Raw genomic sequence first — 18610 nt, 5'->3', positions numbered from 1 at the left:
CCACGTATTGCAATCGGCGACTTATTCGCTGGAGAGCAGATCCATGGTGTGCTTATCCATCATTTCCAATGCACGGCCACCGCCGCGAGCAACACAGGTCAGCGGATCTTCGGCAACGATCACCGGCAGACCGGTTTCCTGAGCCAGCAACTTGTCGAGGTCACGCAGCAGCGCGCCACCACCGGTCAGCACCAGGCCGCGCTCGGCGATGTCGGAAGCCAGTTCCGGCGGCGATTGCTCCAGCGCGCTTTTCACGGCCTGAACGATGGTTGCCAGGGACTCTTGCAGAGCTTCCAGCACTTCATTGGAGTTCAGGGTGAATGCGCGTGGAACGCCTTCGGCCAGGTTGCGACCGCGAACATCGACTTCGCGAATTTCGCCACCCGGGTAGGCCGTACCGATTTCCTGCTTGATGCGCTCAGCGGTGGACTCACCGATCAGGCTGCCGTAGTTACGGCGCACGTAGGTGATGATCGCTTCGTCGAAGCGGTCGCCGCCAACGCGCACGGATTCGGCATAGACCACGCCGTTCAGAGAGATCAGTGCGATTTCAGTGGTACCACCACCGATATCCACGACCATCGAGCCGCGAGCCTCTTCTACCGGCAGGCCGGCACCGATCGCAGCAGCCATTGGCTCTTCGATCAGGAACACTTCACGGGCACCGGCGCCAAGGGCCGATTCACGGATGGCGCGACGCTCAACCTGGGTGGATTTGCATGGAACGCAGATCAGTACACGAGGACTAGGCTGCAGAAAGCTGTTTTCGTGAACCTTGTTGATAAAGTATTGCAGCATCTTTTCGCAGACGCTGAAGTCGGCAATTACGCCGTCCTTCATCGGACGAATGGCAGCAATGTTGCCCGGTGTACGGCCGAGCATGCGCTTGGCCTCGGTGCCGACAGCAACGACACTTTTCTGGTTACCGTGTGTCCGAATGGCCACAACCGATGGTTCATTCAGGACGATACCGCGCTCGCGCACGTAAATAAGGGTGTTGGCAGTGCCCAGGTCAATGGAAAGATCGCTGGAAAACATGCCACGCAGTTTCTTGAACATGGGAAAGGGACCCTAGGCAACGCGTGGGTAAAAAAGTGCGGCAAACTCTAACAACGACAGGGATTTTGGGCAAGGCGCCAATATGTTAAATTGGCCGCTTTTCTGTGCACCAAGCCCCACAATCGCGGCCTTATGACCGTAGAAGTGCGGTAGTGTTCCGACAATCTAACACACGGACGCCGTCCGTTCTGTTTTCCACTGGAGAATCCCGATGGCGCTAGAACGCTCCGACGTGGAAAAAATCGCTCATCTGGCCTGTCTTGGCCTTAATGATGCCGATCTTCCGCACATTACTTCCGCCCTCAACAGCATTCTCGGGCTGGTCGACGAAATGCAGGCCGTCAATACCGACGGTATCGAGCCTTTGGCCCACCCGCTGGAAGCCAGTCAGCGCCTGCGCGCCGACGTCGTGACCGAAAGCAATCATCGCGAGGCCTATCAGTCCATCGCACCAGCGGTCGAAAACGGCCTGTATCTGGTTCCGAAAGTCATCGACTAAAGGGAAAGAGCCTGCAATGCATCAAATGACTCTGGCCGAGATCGCCCGCGGTCTCGCCGATAAAAAGTTTTCCTCCGAAGAGCTGACCAAAGTCCTGCTGGCGCGTATCACCCAGCTCGATCCTCAGCTCAACAGTTTCATCAGCCTCACCGAAGAGCTGGCGCTGGAGCAGGCGAAAGCCGCCGATGCCCGCCGTGCCAACGGTGAGAGCGGCGCCCTGCTCGGTGCGCCGATCGCTCACAAAGACCTGTTCTGCACTCAGGGCATTCGCACCAGCTGCGGCTCGAAGATGCTCGACAACTTCAAAGCGCCCTACGACGCCACCGTGGTTGCGAAACTGGCGGCTGCCGGCGCCGTGACCCTGGGCAAGACCAACATGGACGAATTCGCCATGGGTTCGGCCAACGAGTCGAGCTGGTACGGCGCGGTGAAAAACCCGTGGAACCTGGAACACGTGCCGGGCGGTTCGTCCGGTGGTTCGGCGGCGGCAGTTGCCGCTCGTCTGCTGCCAGCGGCGACCGCCACTGACACGGGTGGGTCGATCCGTCAGCCAGCTGCATTCACCAACCTCACCGGCCTGAAACCGACCTACGGTCGTGTTTCGCGCTGGGGCATGATCGCTTACGCTTCCAGCCTCGATCAGGGCGGCCCGTTGGCGCGCACTGCCGAAGACTGCGCTATTTTGTTGCAAGGCATGGCCGGCTTCGATCAGAACGACTCCACCAGCATCGATGAGCCCGTGCCGGATTACTCCGCCAGCCTCAATACGTCGCTGCAAGGCCTGCGCATCGGCGTGCCGAAGGAATACTTCAGCGCCGGTCTCGACCCGCGCATTGCCGAGCTGATCCACAACAGCATCAAAGAGTTGCAGAAGCTCGGTGCCGTGATCAAGGACATCAGCCTGCCGAACATGCAGCACGCGATTCCTGCGTACTACGTGATCGCGCCGGCAGAGGCCTCCTCCAACCTGTCGCGTTTCGACGGCGTGCGTTTCGGCCACCGTTGCGAGCACCCGAAAGACCTGATCGACCTGTACAAGCGCTCCCGTGGCGAAGGTTTCGGTACCGAAGTGCAGCGCCGGATCATGGTCGGTGCCTACGCACTGTCCGCCGGTTACTACGATGCCTACTACCTCAAAGCGCAGAAGATCCGTCGCCTGGTGAAGAACGATTTCATGGCGGCCTTCAACGAGGTCGACATCATCCTCGGCCCGACCACGCCGAACCCGGCCTGGAAACTTGGCGCCAAGAACAGCGACCCGGTCGCGGCTTATCTGGAAGACGTCTACACCATCACCGCCAACCTCGCGGGCTTGCCGGGCCTGTCGATGCCGGCCGGTTTTGTCGACGGTCTGCCAGTGGGCGTGCAGTTGCTCGCGCCGTATTTCCAGGAAGGCCGTTTGCTCAACGTTGCGCACCAGTATCAGTTGAACACCGACTGGCACACTCGCACCCCAACCGGCTTCTGAGGAGACACACATGCAATGGGAAGTCGTGATCGGGCTGGAGATTCACACTCAGCTCACCACCCGGTCGAAAATCTTTTCCGGTAGTTCCACCACGTTTGGCTCCGAGCCGAACACGCAGGCCAGCCTGATCGACCTGGGCATGCCCGGCGTATTGCCGGTGCTGAACCAGGAAGCCGTGCGCATGGCCGTGATGTTTGGTCTGGCGATTGACGCCCAGATCGGTCAACACAACGTGTTCGCCCGTAAAAACTACTTCTACCCTGACCTGCCGAAGGGCTACCAGATCAGCCAGATGGAATTGCCGATCGTCGGCAAGGGCCATCTGGACATCGCGCTGGAAGACGGCACGGTCAAACGTGTCGGCATCACCCGCGCGCACCTGGAAGAAGACGCCGGCAAGAGCCTGCACGAAGAATTCAACGGCGCCACCGGCATCGACCTGAACCGTGCCGGTACGCCGCTGCTGGAAATCGTTTCCGAGCCGGACATGCGCAGCGCCAAGGAAGCCGTGGCTTACGTCAAGGCAATCCACGCGCTGGTCCGTTATCTGGGCATCTGCGACGGCAACATGGCCGAAGGTTCGCTGCGTTGCGACTGCAACGTGTCGATCCGTCCGAAAGGCCAGGTTGAGTTCGGCACACGCTGCGAGATCAAGAACGTCAACTCGTTTCGTTTCATCGAGAAGGCGATCAACTCCGAGATCCAGCGTCAGATCGAGCTGATCGAAGACGGCGGCAAAGTGATCCAGCAGACCCGTCTGTACGATCCGAACAAGGACGAAACCCGTCCGATGCGTTCGAAAGAGGAAGCCAACGACTACCGTTACTTCCCCGATCCGGATCTGTTGCCGGTGGTCATCGAAGAGTCGTTCCTCGGCGAGGTGCGCGCCACCCTGCCGGAACTGCCACCGCAAAAACGCGAGCGCTTCCAGAGCCAGTTCGGTCTGTCGGCCTACGACGCCAACGTGCTGGCCACCAGCCGTGAGCAAGCGGACTACTTCGAGAAAGTTGCAGCCATCGGCGGCGACGCCAAACTGGCGGCGAACTGGGTGATGGTCGAGTTGGGCAGCCTGCTCAACAAACAAGGCCTGGACATCGACGAGTCGCCGGTTTCCGCTGAACTGTTGGGCGGCATGCTGCAGCGCATCAAGGACAACACCATTTCCGGCAAGATCGCCAAAGTGGTGTTCGAAGCGATGGCCAACGGCGAAGGCAGCGCCGACGAGATCATCGAAAAGCGCGGCCTCAAGCAAGTGACCGACAGCGGCGCGATCTCGGCGGTACTGGACGAAATGCTCGCGGCCAACGCCGAGCAGGTCGAGCAATACCGCGCGGCAGACGAAGCCAAGCGCGGCAAGATGTTCGGCTTCTTCGTCGGCCAGGCCATGAAAGCCTCCAAGGGCAAGGCCAACCCGCAGCAAGTGAACGAACTGCTCAAAAGCAAGCTCGAAGGCTGATGCAAACGGAGCCAGAACCTAGGTCTGGCTCCATCCCCTGTGGGAGCGGGCTTGCTCGCGAAAGCGGTCTGACAGTCAGCAAAGCTGTTGAATGTGACCCCCTCGTCGCACCGCCGCCCCCACATTTGTTTTGTGGAGCCTTTGAATGAAACGTCTGCTCGGCGCCTTCACCCTGCTCTCTATACTGGCCGGTTGCGCCAGCACCGACATCATCGACCCGCACGGTTACGACCAGACCGGCGTCGCCTCCTATTACGGTGCCAGACACCACGGAAAACGGACCGCCAGTGGCGAGCCGTTCAACCAGAATGCCCTGACCGCCGCCCATCGCCAGCTCCCCTTTGGCACCCGGGTGAAGGTCACCAACCTGAAAAACGATGAATCGGTCGTAGTCCGCATCAACGATCGCGGCCCGCATACCCGTGGGCGGTTGATCGATGTGTCTCGCGAGGCAGCCGAACAACTCGGTATGCTGCGCAGCGGCACCGCACGGGTTCGCGTGCAGGCCCTCGACAACTGATGGAGCACCGACCATTTTCGCACTGACCGACCTACCACTGCTCAGCGTGATCGAACTGCTTGCCGGGCTGTGCCTGCTGATCTTCGGCGCCGAACTGATGGTGCGTGCAGCCGTACGCCTGGCCGCGCGACTGAATGTACGGCCACTGATCATCGGTCTGACCCTTGTTGCCCTGGGCAGTAGCGCACCGCAGATGGCGGTGAGTCTGCAAGCCACGCTGGCACACAACTCCGACATTGCCGTCGGTAGTGTGGTCGGCAGCAGCATCTTCAACATCCTCGTGACCCTCGGTTTGTCGGCGCTGATCATTCCGCTGCGCGTGTCGCGACAATTGGTGCGCCTGGACATTCCGCTGATGATCGGCGCCTGCCTGCTGGTGTTTGTTCTGGCCTGGAATGGGGAAATCGGTCGTTTCGACGGCATCCTGCTACTGGGCGCCCTGGCGCTTTACCTGGGTTTACTGCTGCGCCAGTCACGGCATTCGACACGACCGCACTCGGAACACGGCGAAGCAACACAGGCGTCCTGGATCGGCAGTTCGCTGATGATCATCGTCGGACTGGCGATGCTGGTATTCGCCGGACACCTGCTGTTAGGCGCTGCCATTGAGGTGGCGACCGATCTTGGTTTTTCCGAACGCGTCATTGGCCTGACCGTGGTCGCCGTAGGCACCTCGCTGCCGGAACTCGCCACGTCGCTGATCGCGGCATTGCGCGGGCAACGGGACATCGCGGTAGGCAACGTGATCGGCGCCAACCTGTTCAACCTGCTCGGTGTACTCGGCTTCACCGCGCTGATCGCGCCGACGCCGTTGTCGGTCTCGCCCAATGCGCTGGATTTCGACCTGCCGGTGATGCTCGGCGTCGCCGTGCTGAGCCTGCCAGTGTTCTATTCCGGCTACCGGGTGACCCGCGCCGAAGGTCTGTTGCTGCTCGGTTTGTATCTGGCGTACGGGTTGCATGTGGTGTCGTTCACCACCGGCATGCCACTGGCCGGCAAACTCGAGCGGCTGATGCTGTTTTACGTTTTGCCGACGCTGCTGACGTTTTTGCTGTTCACGTCAGTCATCGCTTGGCGACGCCAACACCACAAGAGGGATGTGCCATGACCGATTCGAAGCAATCCGGGGTTGAAATCCGCCGCCAGGTAATGGGCGATGCATTCGTTGATCGCGCGCTGGGCAACGCCACCGAGTTCACCCAGCCGCTGCAGGACTTCGTCAATGAACATGCCTGGGGTGGCGTGTGGAATCGCGAAGGTTTACCGCTCAAAACCCGCAGTTTGATCACCCTTGCCGCGCTGACGGCGTTGAAGTGCCCGCAAGAGTTGAAAGGTCACGTACGCGGCGCGTTGAACAATGGCTGCACGGTCGAAGAGATTCGCGAGGCGTTGCTGCATTGCGCAGTGTATGCCGGCGTGCCGGCGGCGATTGACGCGTTTCGCGCGGCGCAGGAGGTGATCGACAGTTACCGGAAACCTGAGTGACCGGACTGACGTCTTCGCCGGCAAGCCCGCTCCCACAGGGGCAAGCATTGCAAATGTGGGCGATTGCAGGTTGCCCAACGCCCCTTTGAATCTCAGGTCAGATCCACCCACCCCACTGCAAAATGAAGATCCCCAAATTGGTGGTCACCGCTGCCATCAACGTGGTCAGCACGATGATCGCTGCCGCGAGTTCATGATTGCCCTGTGCCGCCCGGGCCATGACAAAACTGGCCGCCGCCGTCGGGCTGCCAAAATAAAGAAACAGAATCCCCAACTCCGGCCCGCGGAACCCCCACAGCCAGGCACCGACCGTTGCCAGCAGCGGCAGACTGATCATCTTCACCAGACTCGAACTCAGCGCTATGCTGCCGCTCTTGCGCAACGCCGCCAGCGATAGCGTGCCGCCAATACAGATCAACGCCAGCGGTAAGGTGGTCTGCGCCAGATACTGACCCGAGGTTTCCAGCCACCCCGGCAGACTGATCTTGAAATAGGCAAACGGCGCTGCCGCAATCACGCTGATGATCAGCGGATTGCTGAACACGCTTTTACAGATGCTCCACGGATCGGACTTGATCACCGGGCTGTACACCGCCAGCACAATGGTCGAGAGCGTGTTGTAAAACAGGATCACCAACGCGGCGAGAATCGCCCCGAGGGAAATCCCGTAGTCGCCATACATACTGGCGGCGAGTGCCAGACCGATGACGCCGTTATTGCCGCGAAATGCGCCTTGGGTATAGATACCGCGATCTTCACGCGGGCATCTGAAAATCGCCCAGCCCCAGGCAATGGCGAAGCAGGCCAGGGTGGCGAGCGAGAAGTAGATCAGCAACGCCGGTTGCAACGCGGCGTGCAGGTCAGCATGCAAAATGCCGAGGAACAGCAACGCCGGCATGGAAACATTGAACACCAGTGCCGACGCGGTATGGATGAAGTTGTCGTTGATCCAGTCGATGCGCTTGAGCAGCACACCGAGAAACAGCATGGCAAATACCGGCGCGGTGATGTTCAGGGTTTCGAGGAAAATAGCCAGCATGCCGCAGAGCCTTGGGTGAGCGTCGTTAGGGGCCTAATGATAAGCCACAAGTTCTCCGGCGTCTGTGAGTCACTCTTCGCGAGCAAGCCCTCTCCCACATTTGAAATGCATTTCCCTGTGGGAGCGGGCTTGCTCGCGAAGAACGATGACGCGGTCTCAGGTAATCGGCGCCGGATTGAACAACGTAATGTCGTTGTGCAGCTTGTGCTTCTCCGCCCACGTCTGCTGCTTGCCACTCGCCACGTCCAGGTAGTAGTGGAACAACTCCCAACCCAACTCCTCGATGGACGCCCGCCCGGTGGCAATCCGCCCGGCATCAATGTCGATCAAGTCAGGCCAGCGCTGCGCCAACTCGGTACGCGTCGAGACCTTCACCACCGGCGCCATCGCCAGCCCATAAGGCGTACCGCGCCCAGTGGTGAACACATGCAGGTTCATCCCTGCCGCCAACTGCAATGTGCCGCAGACAAAATCACTGGCCGGGGTCGCACAGAAAATCAAACCCTTGTGCTTGAAGCGCTCACCCGGGCCAAGCACGCCATTGATCGCGCTGCTGCCGGATTTGACGATCGAGCCCAAGGACTTCTCGACAATGTTCGACAGCCCGCCCTTCTTGTTGCCCGGCGTGGTATTGGCGCTGCGATCCGCTTCACCCTTGGCCAGATACCGGTCGTACCAGTCCATTTCGCGGACCAGTTCCTCGGCGATCGCCTTGGTCTTGGCCCGGGACGTCAGCAGATAAATCGCATCGCGCACTTCGGTGACTTCAGAAAACATCACCGTCGCCCCCGCCCGCAGCAGCAAGTCCGAGGCATACCCCAACGCCGGGTTGGCGGTGATGCCGGAGAACGCATCGCTGCCGCCGCACTGCATGCCGAGGATCAGTTCGGACGCCGGCACGGTTTCCCGGCGGCGCTGATCGAGCTTCTTCAGACGGACTTCGGCCAACGCCATGATCTGCTCGATCATCTCGGTAAAACCGTGACTGGAATCCTGCAAGCGATACAGCCAGGGATCACTGAGATCAACCGAAGCGTCGTCTTCGTGCATGACCTGCCCGGCCTGCAATTTCTCGCAGCCCAGGCTGATCACCAACGCCTCGCCCCCCAGGTTCGGGTTGCGCGCCAGATTGCGCACCGTGCGAATCGGGATGTACGCGTCGGTGGCGGTGATCGCCACGCCGCAGCCGTAACTGTGGGTCAGTGCGACCACGTCATCGACGTGCGGGTACTTGGGCAGCAGCTCATCCTTGATGCGTTTTACCGCGTGATCAAGCACGCCGGTCACGCACTGCACGGTGGTGGTGATCCCGAGAATATTGCGCGTGCCAACAGTGCCGTCAGCGTTGCGATACCCCTCGAAAGTGAAGCCTTCGAGCGGCGCCTGAGCGTCCGGCACCTCGGTGGAGAGCGGCAAACTGTCCAGCGGCGGCGCGGTCGGCATGCGCAGTTGATCTTCCTTGACCCAACTGCCACGGGGGATCGGCTGCAATGCGTAGCCAATGATCTGGCCGTAGCGAATCACGTGCCCGCCCTCGGGAATGTCTTGCAGCGTGACCTTGTGGCTCTGCGGCACAAAATCCACCGTCACCAGGCCATCCGGAAACTCAGTACCGGCCGGTACCCCTTGGTCATTGACCACAATCACTACATTGTCCCGCTCGTGCAGGCGGATGTAGCGCGGCGAGTCGGAATGTTCAATCAACTGCATGACGCCGCTCCTCAGGAATGCGCTTGAGACAATTTACCCGTGGTTTCAGAACCACCCTGGGTGGGTGGCTCTTTGAGCACCACACGTTTGATCGGGCCAACGATGACCAGATAGCTGAACACCGCCACCAAGGCGTTGGCACCGACGAACACCAGCGCCCATTTGAACGAACCGGTGGAGCTGATGATGTAGCCGATCACGATCGGCGTGGTGATCGAAGCAATGTTGCCGAAGGTGTTGAACAGTCCACCGCTCAGACCGGCGATCTGTTTTGGCGACGTGTCGGATACCACCGCCCAGCCCAGTGCGCCAACGCCCTTACCGAAGAAGGCCAGCGCCATGAAGCCAACGACCATCCATTCAACATCAACATAGTTGCAAGCGACGATGCTGCTGGACACCAGCAGGCCGGCAATGATTGGCGCCTTGCGGGCGAAGGTCAGCGAGTGGCCCTTGCGCAGCAGGTGATCGGAAATCAACCCGCCCAGCACGCCGCCGATAAAACCACAGATGGCGGGCAACGAGGCAATGAAACCGGCCTTGAGAATGGTCATGCCACGCTCTTGCACCAGATACACCGGGAACCAGGTCAGGAAGAAGTACGTGATGCCGTTGATGCAGTACTGGCCCAGGTACACGCCAAGCATCATGCGATTGGTCAGCAGTTGGCGGATGTAGTCCCACTTCGGGCCGTCAGCCTTTTTGCCTTTGTTCTGATCCATATCGACCATGCCGCCGTTGTCGGCGATGAACGTTACTTCCGCTTCGTTGGCCATCGGGTGTTGGCGCGGGCTGTGGATAACCTTCAGCCAGATCAGCGAGAAGACGATGCCGAACACGCCCATGACAATGAACACGTGCTCCCAGCCGTAGGAATAGACAATCCAGCCCATCAGCGGCGCGAACAGCACCGTGGCAAAGTATTGCGCCGAGTTGAAGATCGCCGAAGCAGTGCCGCGTTCAGCGGTCGGAAACCACGCCGCCACAATGCGTGCGTTGCCGGGGAAGGATGGCGCCTCAGCCAGCCCGACCAAAAAGCGCAGCATGAACAGCGCGACGATGGCCGTGGACATGCCGAACTCACCGACAAAGCCTTGCAGCACGGTGAACAGCGACCAGGTGAAAATGCTCAGGGCATAGACTTTTTTCGAGCCGAAGCGATCGAGCAGCCAGCCGCCGGGAATTTGCCCGGCCACGTAGGCCCAACCGAATGCAGAGAAGATGTAACCGAGGGTGACCGCGTCGATACCGAGGTCTTTTTGCAGGCTGGAACCGGCGATAGCGATAGTTGCGCGGTCGGCGTAGTTGATCGTGGTCACCAGAAACAGCATGAGCAGGATCAAATAGCGGACGTGAGTCGGCTTGGACGATTGCATGTAGATGTACTCCCACTGATTATTTTTATGCGCGGGTGAATCTTGTTGGGTCTGTCTTTTGTGGGAGCTGGCCGGCCAGCTCCCATAGATCAGGAACCGATGTAGCTGGTCTTCACGACCGTGTAAAACTCTTGCGCATAGCGGCCTTGCTCACGAGATCCATAGGATGAACCTTTACGCCCGCCGAACGGAACGTGGTAATCCACGCCGGCCGTCGGCAGGTTGACCATCACCATCCCGGCCAGGGAGTGACGCTTGAAGTGGTTGGCGTACTTGAGCGACGTGGTGGCGATACCCGCCGACAGGCCGAATTCAGTGTCATTGGCCATCGCCAGCGCAGCATCGTAATCAGCCACGCGCACGATGTTGGCCACCGGGCCGAAAATCTCTTCTCGGCTGATACGCATCGACGCTTCACTGTCGGCAAACAGCGTCGGGGCGAGGAAGTAGCCTTCGGTATCGCACGTCACCAAACCACCGCCGCTGACCAGACGAGCACCCTCGGACTGGCCGATGTCGATGTACTTCATGTCCTGTTCAAGCTGCGCTTGCGAGACGACCGGGCCAATATCGGTGCCGGATTTCAGCGCGTGGCCGACCTTGATCGACTTCATGCGCTCGGCCATGGCTTGCACGAACTGGTCGTGAATGCCGGCGGTAACGATCAAGCGGCTCGATGCGGTGCAACGTTGGCCGGTGGAGTAGAACGCGCTCTGCACCGACAACTCGACCGCTTGCTTGAGGTCGGCGTCGTCGAGAATGATCTGCGGGTTCTTGCCGCCCATTTCCAGCTGAACCTTGGCCTGACGCGAGACGCAATTGACCGCAATCTGCCGCCCGACGCCAACCGAACCGGTGAAGCTGATGCCATCGACTTTCGGACTGTTGACCAGGGCTTCGCCCACCACGCGACCGCTGCCCATCACCAGGTTGAACACGCCGGCCGGGAAACCGGCCCGGGAGATGATTTCGGCCAGCGCCCAGGCGCAGCCCGGCACCAGATCCGCCGGTTTCAGCACCACGCAGTTACCGTAGGCCAGGGCCGGGGCGATTTTCCACGCCGGGATCGCAATCGGGAAGTTCCACGGGGTGATCAGACCGACCACACCCAGCGCTTCGCGGGTGACTTCGACGTTGACGCCCGGGCGCACCGACGGCACGTAGTCGCCGGACAGTCGCAGGCATTCACCGGCGAAGAATTTGAAGATATTACCGGCGCGAGTCACTTCGCCGATGGCTTCGGGCAGGGTTTTGCCCTCTTCCCGGGCCAGCAGGGTGCCGAGTTCTTCGCGGCGGGCGAGAATTTCAGTGCCGACTTTATCCAGCGAATCGTGACGGGCCTGAATACCCGAGGTCGACCACGCCGCAAACGCTGCGCGAGCGGCGTCGATGGCGGCGTGAACCTGAGTCAGGTCAGCCTTGGCGTAATCGCCGATAGTGTCGTTCAGCTCGGACGGGTTGATGTTGGCCGAGTAGTCGGCACCGGCAACCCATTCACCGTTGATGTAGTTGTCGTAGCGTTTTGCATTGGTCACAGAGCAGCCCTCAAAACTAAAAGCCTTCACGCAAAAAGCCGCTGATTGCTCAGCGGCCTCGCATTTTTCAGGTGTTATTGCGCACCTTGCTTGTCGATCAGCGCGGCGAGCATTTCATACTCTTCGCCCGTCAGATCGGTCAGCGGCGCCCGCACCGGGCCTGCGTCATAGCCGGCGATTTTGGCGCCGGCCTTGACGATGCTCACGGCATAACCGGCCTTGCGGTTGCGGATGTCCAGGTACGGCAGGAAGAAGTCGTCAATGATCTTGCCGACAGTGGCGTGATCTTCACGGGCGATCGCGTGGTAGAAATCCATCGCGGTTTTCGGGATGAAGTTGAACACTGCCGAGGAGTAAACCGGCACGCCCAGCGCCTTGTAGGCAGCGGCGTAGACTTCGGCAGTCGGCAGACCACCCAGGTAGCTGAAGCGATCACCGAGACGGCGACGAATCGACACCATCAACTCGATATCACCCAGACCGTCCTTGTAACCGATCAGGTTCGGGCAGCGCTCGGCCAGACGTTCCAGCAACGGCGCGGTCAGGCGGCAGACGTTGCGGTTGTAGACGACCACACCGATGTTGACCGATTTGCACACCGCTTCAACGTGGGCGGCAACCCCGTCCTGGCTCGCTTCGGTCAGGTAGTGCGGCAGCAGCAACAGACCTTTGGCGCCCAGACGCTCGGCTTCTTGAGCATATTCGATGGCCTGACGGGTCGAACCGCCAACGCCAGCGAGAATTGGCACGCTGGTCGCGCAGGTGTCGACGGCCGTCTTGATGATTTCCGAATATTCGCTGGCCGCCAGGGAGAAGAACTCACCGGTGCCGCCGGCGGCGAACAATGCCGAGGCGCCATAAGGGGCCAGCCATTCCAGACGCTTGATATAGCCCGCGCGGTTGAAATCACCCTGCGCGTTGAAATCGGTGACCGGGAAAGACAGCAGACCGGCGGAGAGGATGGACTTCAGTTCTTGTGGATTCATTATTCGAACACCCTGGGTAGCAATATTGTTGTGGTTGAATCGTTCAGCCTTCGCCGAAGTTGTAGGTCATCGTACAACTTAAAAAATAACCGTCAACTGCATTTCATCGCAGGGCACGTTTTTTTGTCGGACAAGATCGATCCTTGACGTAGGAGTTTTCTCGGCTAAAGTGAAATTTACTGTATATCCATACAGCAAACTAAAACCAGCCGACGACATATCAAGGAGATAGAAATGTCCGGTCTACAAACCAAATCCCAGGAAAAACCCAAACCGGTCATTGCCCGTTTTGATGATCTGTTTACTCAATCCGGCATCGACTTCAGCACCGAAGATCCACATCTGGTGCTGCACATCGCCGATGCCCACAGCGATGTAGAGCCTGCCACCGCCCTCCCCGATCAAGCCTTGAAGGGCAAGCTGCAAGCACGGTTTGAGGGCGCTGAACACACGGCCATCGGCGACAACACACTGCTGCGCTTCGCCGAAGACGCCCAACCGATCCTCGCGCAAAACGTGCCATTGCATCTGCCCAATGGCTTGGCGCTCACCTACGGCCAAGTGCTGGCGCTGGGCGGCGACTTCTACGGCATCGTCGATCAGCCGATCAACGAAGGCGCAACACCGGTCGACCGCCTGCAACGCTTCAACGCGGCGTTCAATTCTCTCGCGGTCACTGCCGCTTCAAGGGCCGAAGCAACACAGATTCTCGCGGTCATGCAAAAAGAGATCGACGCGGTTAAACAGGCAATAAAGGACGGCAAACAACCCCACGAGGCCTATGACGCGTTAGGAGATACGTTGTCCGAGGAGTGGAACAAAATCACCGGTGGCGGCAGTTTTATCTCGGCGCTGTTTCCACTGGGGCGCTATTTGAAACTGGCGGCGAACAATGCTGATCATTTCGGTGAATGGGCAAAACTGGCCTACATCGCCGGCCACACTGCGGCCTTGCAAACCGCCATGGCCGCCCACGCCAATCACGATGAGCAGCAACTGGAACGGGCTTACGCGATGAACGCGTTTGCCGACCACTTCCTCACCGACCTGTTTTCCTCCGGCCACCTGCGTGTGCCACGCAAGGCGTTGGCTGCTGCGGTCACGCCGAGCGATCTGGGTTCATTGATTACGCGTTTCATGCACGACGAGGACAGCAAATTCGGCCTCAGCGTGCGCAACGCTTATGGCGATCAATGGCGTGCGTTCGGCGACAAGCGCTACTTCGAAGCCACCGACGCCGACAACCGCCAGCAGGTCAATCAAGCGGTGCAAGCCTCGGCGGACGAAGTGTTTGCGGCGTATCTCAGCGGAAAAAAGCCCGTACCGTCCGCGTTTTCTGCACTGCAACGGCTGCCGGATCTGACGGCTGTGTTGAACCCGGCAAACAATTTCCCGGCGCTGTTTCGCACACAGGGCAGCAAGGTGCTGCGGCGCAGGGATGTAAACAACCTCAACGACACCGCGACCGTCGACGACTGGTGGGGTTGGAGCACGTACCTGCTGCTCAAGGATTACCACCCCAGCGGCAACACCAATCAAGGAGATTGACCATGACGATCAAACTGAAACTGGAACTGGCCTCGGGCCAATCACTGAAGGGCGCGCCTCTGGAGTTATTGGCCAAAGGCCTGCCAATTACCCGGGCGACGGTGGATGCCCAAGGTTACGCAACCTTTGATGCCAACCCCGCTGCCGGCCTGCTCGCCGTAAGGGTCGACCGATCAATTCTGCCGCGCCACTGACAACATCCGCCCCCCTGTAGGGACTGCCGCAGGGGGGCTTTGAAATGACTGGAAATGAACGGTTTAAAACACCTTCTGGGAGAGTCTTTTACCGTGCAGAACCGCCGTGAATGGATCACGGCGCACTACGCACGGAGAGCCCCCCTCATGACTTTTGTCTCACCCACACTTGTGCAATTTCTGCCTCACTCACCAGAGACGGCAACCGTGAACCTATCGGAACTGAGCGATCACCTGATCGTTGAGGTCCCGGACTCCAGCGACTTTGCGGCCAACTGGAGCGTCTACGCCATTCTCGGCGAAGACCCCGAAGAGCCTGAATGGGCGGGCGAAGAAGTCGACACCGGCACCTGGGATGACGCCGAGGACGAGATGGAAAAACTGACGGGCATCGAATTGCAGATTCCAAAGGAAGTGCTGCAGACGTATGTGAATTGCGAAATCGAACTGCGCTACAAGTTTCAGGATGAATCAAGCATGGAACCGTTTTCGGCCCCGTTGATGCTGCGTATTGAAGCCTGATTTCCTGACGCGCCTCCGATCGGGCGCGCCTTTAGAAGACATCGACCGTTCGTCTGGACTGGTATTTCTTACAGGCGCCAGCCATTGCAGATCTCGGCCTTAATGGCTGAGGAGTTAACGAACCGGCTCCGACAGTGCAATGCCTTATCTGCGCTTATTCAACGGTTTGAAGGGACAGTGAAAAGGAATTTGATCATGACTGCACAAGTAAAAGCATTGGATCCTCCAGTACTCAAGGAGGCACAGGATGGTGTACTTAAGGTGGACACATTGGAAGACTTTGCTCATGGGCAGGTAGTCTTTACCTCAAACCCGGAAAACATAATTCTAGGAGACGTGGTTACTTTCAAAGTCAAGACCAGTAACGCCTGGTCAGGGAACATGAACGTGACAGAAGTACCCGGGGTACTTGAGTTCCTCATTCCCAAAGAAGTATTCGCGAAAGATTTCACTGAGGGTACCACTGCCGAGTTGCACTACACCGTGGCAAGAGCAGGGCAGAATCTCGGGAGCTCCGACATGCTGCGTGTGAAGCTCGAACGCTAAACAGCAATCACCCCTGCGCCTGCGCCTCTTCATGGGCCTGGCGCAGTCTTTCACGGCTGTTGGTCAGGTGCAGACGCATGGCCGCACGGGCCGCATCGGAATCCTGGCGGGCAATCGCGTCGTAGATTTCTTCGTGCTCGCGGCTCAGGCGATTCATGTAGTGCTGTTGATCATCATGGGCCAGACGCGCCGAATTCAGCCGCGTGCGCGGGATGATGCTGGTGCCCAGGTGGGTCATGATGTCGGTGAAGTAGCGGTTGCCGGTGGACTGGGCTATTTCGAGGTGGAAGGCAAAGTCCGACGCGACGGCATCACTGGCATGGGACACGCTATCGTTCAGCGCATCGAGGGCAGCGCGCATGGTCGCCAGTTGCTCGGGGCTGCGGCGTTGTGCAGCGAGGCCGGCGGACTCCACTTCAAGGCTGATGCGTAATTCAAGAATCGCCAGCACATCACGCAGGGTGACGACCGTGGCCGGGTCGATACGGAAGCCGCTGGGGCTAGGCGTATCGAGTACAAAAGTGCCGATGCCATGACGGGTTTCCACTTGCCCGGCCGCTTGCAGTCGGGAAATCGCCTCACGCACCACGGTGCGGCTGACGCCATGGGCTTGCATGATCGCCGACTCGGTGGGCAACTTGTCGCCGCGCTTGAGCAGGCCATCACGGATCTGCTCACTCAGCACCGTCACTAATTCCTGTGCGAGGCTGCGGCGCTTGCGCGGAAGGCGCGGGGTGTCGATCAGGTTTTCCATGGTTTGTATCGGGTCTCGAAAATTCGGCTTGGTTGGCATCATAGCTCAAGCGGGTTGTACGATCACTTTCCGTTAACACCACAAATTCTGTGGGAGTTGGCTTGCCAGTTCCCACAGGATTTGTGTCGTGATCATGCCGTTACGGTTTGCTCAACCAAATGGCCGCTGTCGATTCGCACATGCCGTGGGTGGAAGCGCTTCAGACTGCTGCGATGGCCGACGCTGACGATGCTTACCCCCGGCAACTGATCGATCAGTGCCTGATACAGCGTCGCTTCGTCTTCTTCATCCATTGCCGACGTGGCTTCGTCCATGTACAGCCATTGCGGTGCATAGAGCAGCGCGCGGGCGAAGGCCAAGCGCTGTTGCTCGCCCGGCGACAACAGGCGCTGCCAGTGATTGGCTTCATCGACACGGGCTACCAGATGCGGCAACCGACAGGTTTCCAGCACCTGTGCATAACGCTGCGGCGCATAGGTATCGCCCGGCTGTGGATAACTCAGCGCTTCGCGCAGGGTGCCGATGGGCAGATAGGGTTTCTGCGGCAGGAACAGATAACGCGCCGCTGGCAGACGAATATTGCCGTGCCCCGCCGGCCACAAATGCCCCATCGCGCGCAGCAGCGTGGACTTGCCACTGCCGGAACGGCCACTGAGCATGACGCGCTCGCCCGGCTCAACGGTCATGTCGGCACGGGTCAACAGATGACGACCGTCGGCCAGATCCAGCCCCAGGTCATGCACCTTCAGCTCACTGCCTTGATTTTGCACATCAATGGCCGGCGGGCGGTCTTCGTTGTCGGTCATTGCCTGCCGGAAACTCAGCAAACGATCACAGGTGGCGCGCCAGGAAGCAAGGCTCTGGTACGCGTTGATAAACCAGCTGAAGCTCTCTTGAACGTTGCCGAAGGCCGAGCTGATCTGCATCAACTCGCCCAGTTCGATCTTGCCGGCGAGGTAACGCGGCGAAGCAACGATGAAGGGGAAGATAATCGCAGCCTGGCTATAACCGGCGGTGAAAAACGTCAGGCGTTTGGACACTTTCATGATGTCCCAGAAGTTATGCCAGACCATGCCGAAACGGTTGCTCAAGTGACGGTTCTCATTCGGTTCGCCGTTGTACAACGCGATACTCTCGGCATTCTCGCGAATCCGCACCATGGAAAAACGCAGGTCAGCTTCAAAGCGTTGTTGCTGGTTGTTCAGACCGATCAAGCGACGACCGATCAAATGCGTCAGCCAGCTACCCACCACGGCGTAAACCAGCACGCACCAGAACATGTAGCCGGGAATGGTGATGCCATAGAGTTCGATGCTGCCCGATACGCCCCACAAAATGATCGAGAACGACACCAGACTGACGATATTGCGCAACAGCCCGATACCCAGTTCAAGGGTGTTGGACGTGAAACTGTTGAGGTCTTCGGAAATCCGCTGGTCCGGGTTATCGGTGTAACCGCCCTGCTCCAGTTGGTAATAATTCTTGTCGGCGAGCCAGCGTGAGAAATGCTTTTCGGTCAGCCACGCCCGCCAGCGAATCGTCAGCATCTGCGTCAGATATTGTCTGTACACGGCACCGACAATCGCCACGGCCGCGATCACACAGAAGTACAGAATCAGATGCCAGAACGCCGCTTCGTCCTTCTTTTGCAAAGCGTTGTAGAAATCCTTGTACCAGGTGTTGAACCACACCGAGATTCCCACGCTGAGCAGCGAGAGCGCTATCACCGCAATCAGCAGCGTCCAGGCCTTTACCTTCTCTTCACTGCGCCAGTAAGGCGTGATCATCGCCCACACTTTGCGAAAAAACTGGCCGCGCACAGCATCGTTGACCGCGGAATGTTCAGCGTTCGGATTCATGGATAAGGCTCGATATGGAAGAGAACACACACGCACCGATCATAAAGGATCGGT

Annotated in this window: 18 protein-coding genes; 10 read left to right on the top strand and 8 right to left on the bottom strand. The window is 59.2% G+C overall.

The features are described from left to right. Positions 1-21 precede the first annotated feature (21 nt). A complete protein-coding gene (gene mreB / locus AACY02_RS09720; protein ID WP_015093487.1) occupies positions 22-1059 on the bottom strand; it encodes a rod shape-determining protein MreB in 1038 nt (345 codons plus the stop codon). Positions 1060-1270: 211 nt separating this feature from the next. Here mreB and gatC point away from each other — a divergent pair, with 211 nt between their 5' ends. The 6 genes from gatC to AACY02_RS09690 all read left to right on the top strand — a co-directional run bounded on the left by gatC (position 1271) and on the right by AACY02_RS09690 (position 6487). Further along, a complete protein-coding gene (gatC, locus tag AACY02_RS09715; protein ID WP_007915356.1) occupies positions 1271-1558 on the top strand; it encodes an Asp-tRNA(Asn)/Glu-tRNA(Gln) amidotransferase subunit GatC in 288 nt (95 codons plus the stop codon). A gap of 16 nt (positions 1559-1574) precedes the next feature. Beyond that, positions 1575-3026: an Asp-tRNA(Asn)/Glu-tRNA(Gln) amidotransferase subunit GatA gene (gatA, locus tag AACY02_RS09710; RefSeq protein ID WP_339431741.1), complete on the top strand. Its 1452-nt coding sequence runs from the start codon at positions 1575-1577 to the stop codon at positions 3024-3026. A gap of 10 nt (positions 3027-3036) precedes the next feature. Continuing rightward, entirely contained in the window at positions 3037-4482 is a 1446-nt protein-coding gene (gatB, locus tag AACY02_RS09705) for an Asp-tRNA(Asn)/Glu-tRNA(Gln) amidotransferase subunit GatB (RefSeq protein ID WP_339431740.1), read from the top strand. Positions 4483-4627: 145 nt separating this feature from the next. Further along, positions 4628-5002 (top strand): septal ring lytic transglycosylase RlpA family protein, encoded by a 375-nt coding sequence (locus AACY02_RS09700; protein ID WP_339431739.1) that lies wholly within the window; start codon positions 4628-4630, stop codon positions 5000-5002. Positions 5003-5048: 46 nt separating this feature from the next. Continuing rightward, on the top strand, positions 5049-6110 hold the full coding sequence (locus AACY02_RS09695; RefSeq protein WP_339431738.1) for a calcium/sodium antiporter: 1062 nt from the start codon (positions 5049-5051) through the stop codon (positions 6108-6110). Beyond that, the gene (locus AACY02_RS09690; protein WP_221730050.1) at positions 6107-6487 is read left to right on the top strand and encodes a carboxymuconolactone decarboxylase family protein; all 381 of its coding nucleotides are present in this window, start codon (positions 6107-6109) and stop codon (positions 6485-6487) included. Before AACY02_RS09695 ends, AACY02_RS09690 begins: the two co-directional genes overlap by 4 nt. Before the next feature lie 97 nt (positions 6488-6584). Here AACY02_RS09690 and AACY02_RS09685 read toward each other — a convergent pair whose 3' ends face one another. From AACY02_RS09685 to kdgD, 5 genes are all read right to left on the bottom strand, one after another. After that, on the bottom strand, positions 6585-7526 hold the full coding sequence (locus tag AACY02_RS09685; RefSeq protein WP_339431737.1) for an AEC family transporter: 942 nt from the start codon (positions 7524-7526) through the stop codon (positions 6585-6587). Between the two features lie 156 nt (positions 7527-7682). Then, positions 7683-9236, bottom strand: coding sequence for a galactarate dehydratase (gene garD / locus AACY02_RS09680; RefSeq protein WP_339431736.1), 1554 nt, complete (start codon positions 9234-9236; stop codon positions 7683-7685). A gap of 11 nt (positions 9237-9247) precedes the next feature. Continuing rightward, entirely contained in the window at positions 9248-10612 is a 1365-nt protein-coding gene (locus AACY02_RS09675) for an MFS transporter (protein WP_339431735.1), read from the bottom strand. A gap of 89 nt (positions 10613-10701) precedes the next feature. Then, entirely contained in the window at positions 10702-12147 is a 1446-nt protein-coding gene (locus tag AACY02_RS09670; RefSeq protein ID WP_339431734.1) for an aldehyde dehydrogenase family protein, read from the bottom strand. 74 nt (positions 12148-12221) lie between these two features. Then, positions 12222-13133: a 5-dehydro-4-deoxyglucarate dehydratase gene (gene kdgD / locus AACY02_RS09665; RefSeq protein ID WP_007981458.1), complete on the bottom strand. Its 912-nt coding sequence runs from the start codon at positions 13131-13133 to the stop codon at positions 12222-12224. 234 nt (positions 13134-13367) lie between these two features. Between kdgD and AACY02_RS09660 the strand changes: the two genes are divergently transcribed. The 4 genes from AACY02_RS09660 to AACY02_RS09645 all read left to right on the top strand — a co-directional run bounded on the left by AACY02_RS09660 (position 13368) and on the right by AACY02_RS09645 (position 15943). Next, entirely contained in the window at positions 13368-14681 is a 1314-nt protein-coding gene (locus AACY02_RS09660; protein WP_339431733.1) for a phospholipase, read from the top strand. 2 nt (positions 14682-14683) lie between these two features. Next, the gene (locus AACY02_RS09655) at positions 14684-14875 is read left to right on the top strand and encodes a hypothetical protein (protein ID WP_339431732.1); all 192 of its coding nucleotides are present in this window, start codon (positions 14684-14686) and stop codon (positions 14873-14875) included. 207 nt (positions 14876-15082) lie between these two features. Beyond that, on the top strand, positions 15083-15397 hold the full coding sequence (locus tag AACY02_RS09650; RefSeq protein ID WP_339431731.1) for a hypothetical protein: 315 nt from the start codon (positions 15083-15085) through the stop codon (positions 15395-15397). Positions 15398-15592: 195 nt separating this feature from the next. Beyond that, positions 15593-15943 (top strand): hypothetical protein, encoded by a 351-nt coding sequence (locus tag AACY02_RS09645; protein WP_339431730.1) that lies wholly within the window; start codon positions 15593-15595, stop codon positions 15941-15943. Positions 15944-15950: 7 nt separating this feature from the next. Here AACY02_RS09645 and AACY02_RS09640 read toward each other — a convergent pair whose 3' ends face one another. Both AACY02_RS09640 and AACY02_RS09635 read right to left on the bottom strand, forming a co-directional pair. Beyond that, positions 15951-16697 (bottom strand): FadR/GntR family transcriptional regulator, encoded by a 747-nt coding sequence (locus AACY02_RS09640; protein WP_339431729.1) that lies wholly within the window; start codon positions 16695-16697, stop codon positions 15951-15953. 131 nt (positions 16698-16828) lie between these two features. Next, complete coding sequence (locus tag AACY02_RS09635; protein WP_339431728.1) at positions 16829-18556, bottom strand: ABC transporter ATP-binding protein/permease; 1728 nt, start codon at positions 18554-18556, stop codon at positions 16829-16831. Between the last annotated feature and the right edge of the window lie 54 nt (positions 18557-18610).

Origin of the sequence: Pseudomonas sp. EA_65y_Pfl2_P78, from assembly GCF_963970495.1 — a bacterium.
Classification (GTDB): domain Bacteria; phylum Pseudomonadota; class Gammaproteobacteria; order Pseudomonadales; family Pseudomonadaceae; genus Aquipseudomonas; species Aquipseudomonas baetica_A.
This window is presented reverse-complemented; position numbering and strand designations above follow the sequence as displayed.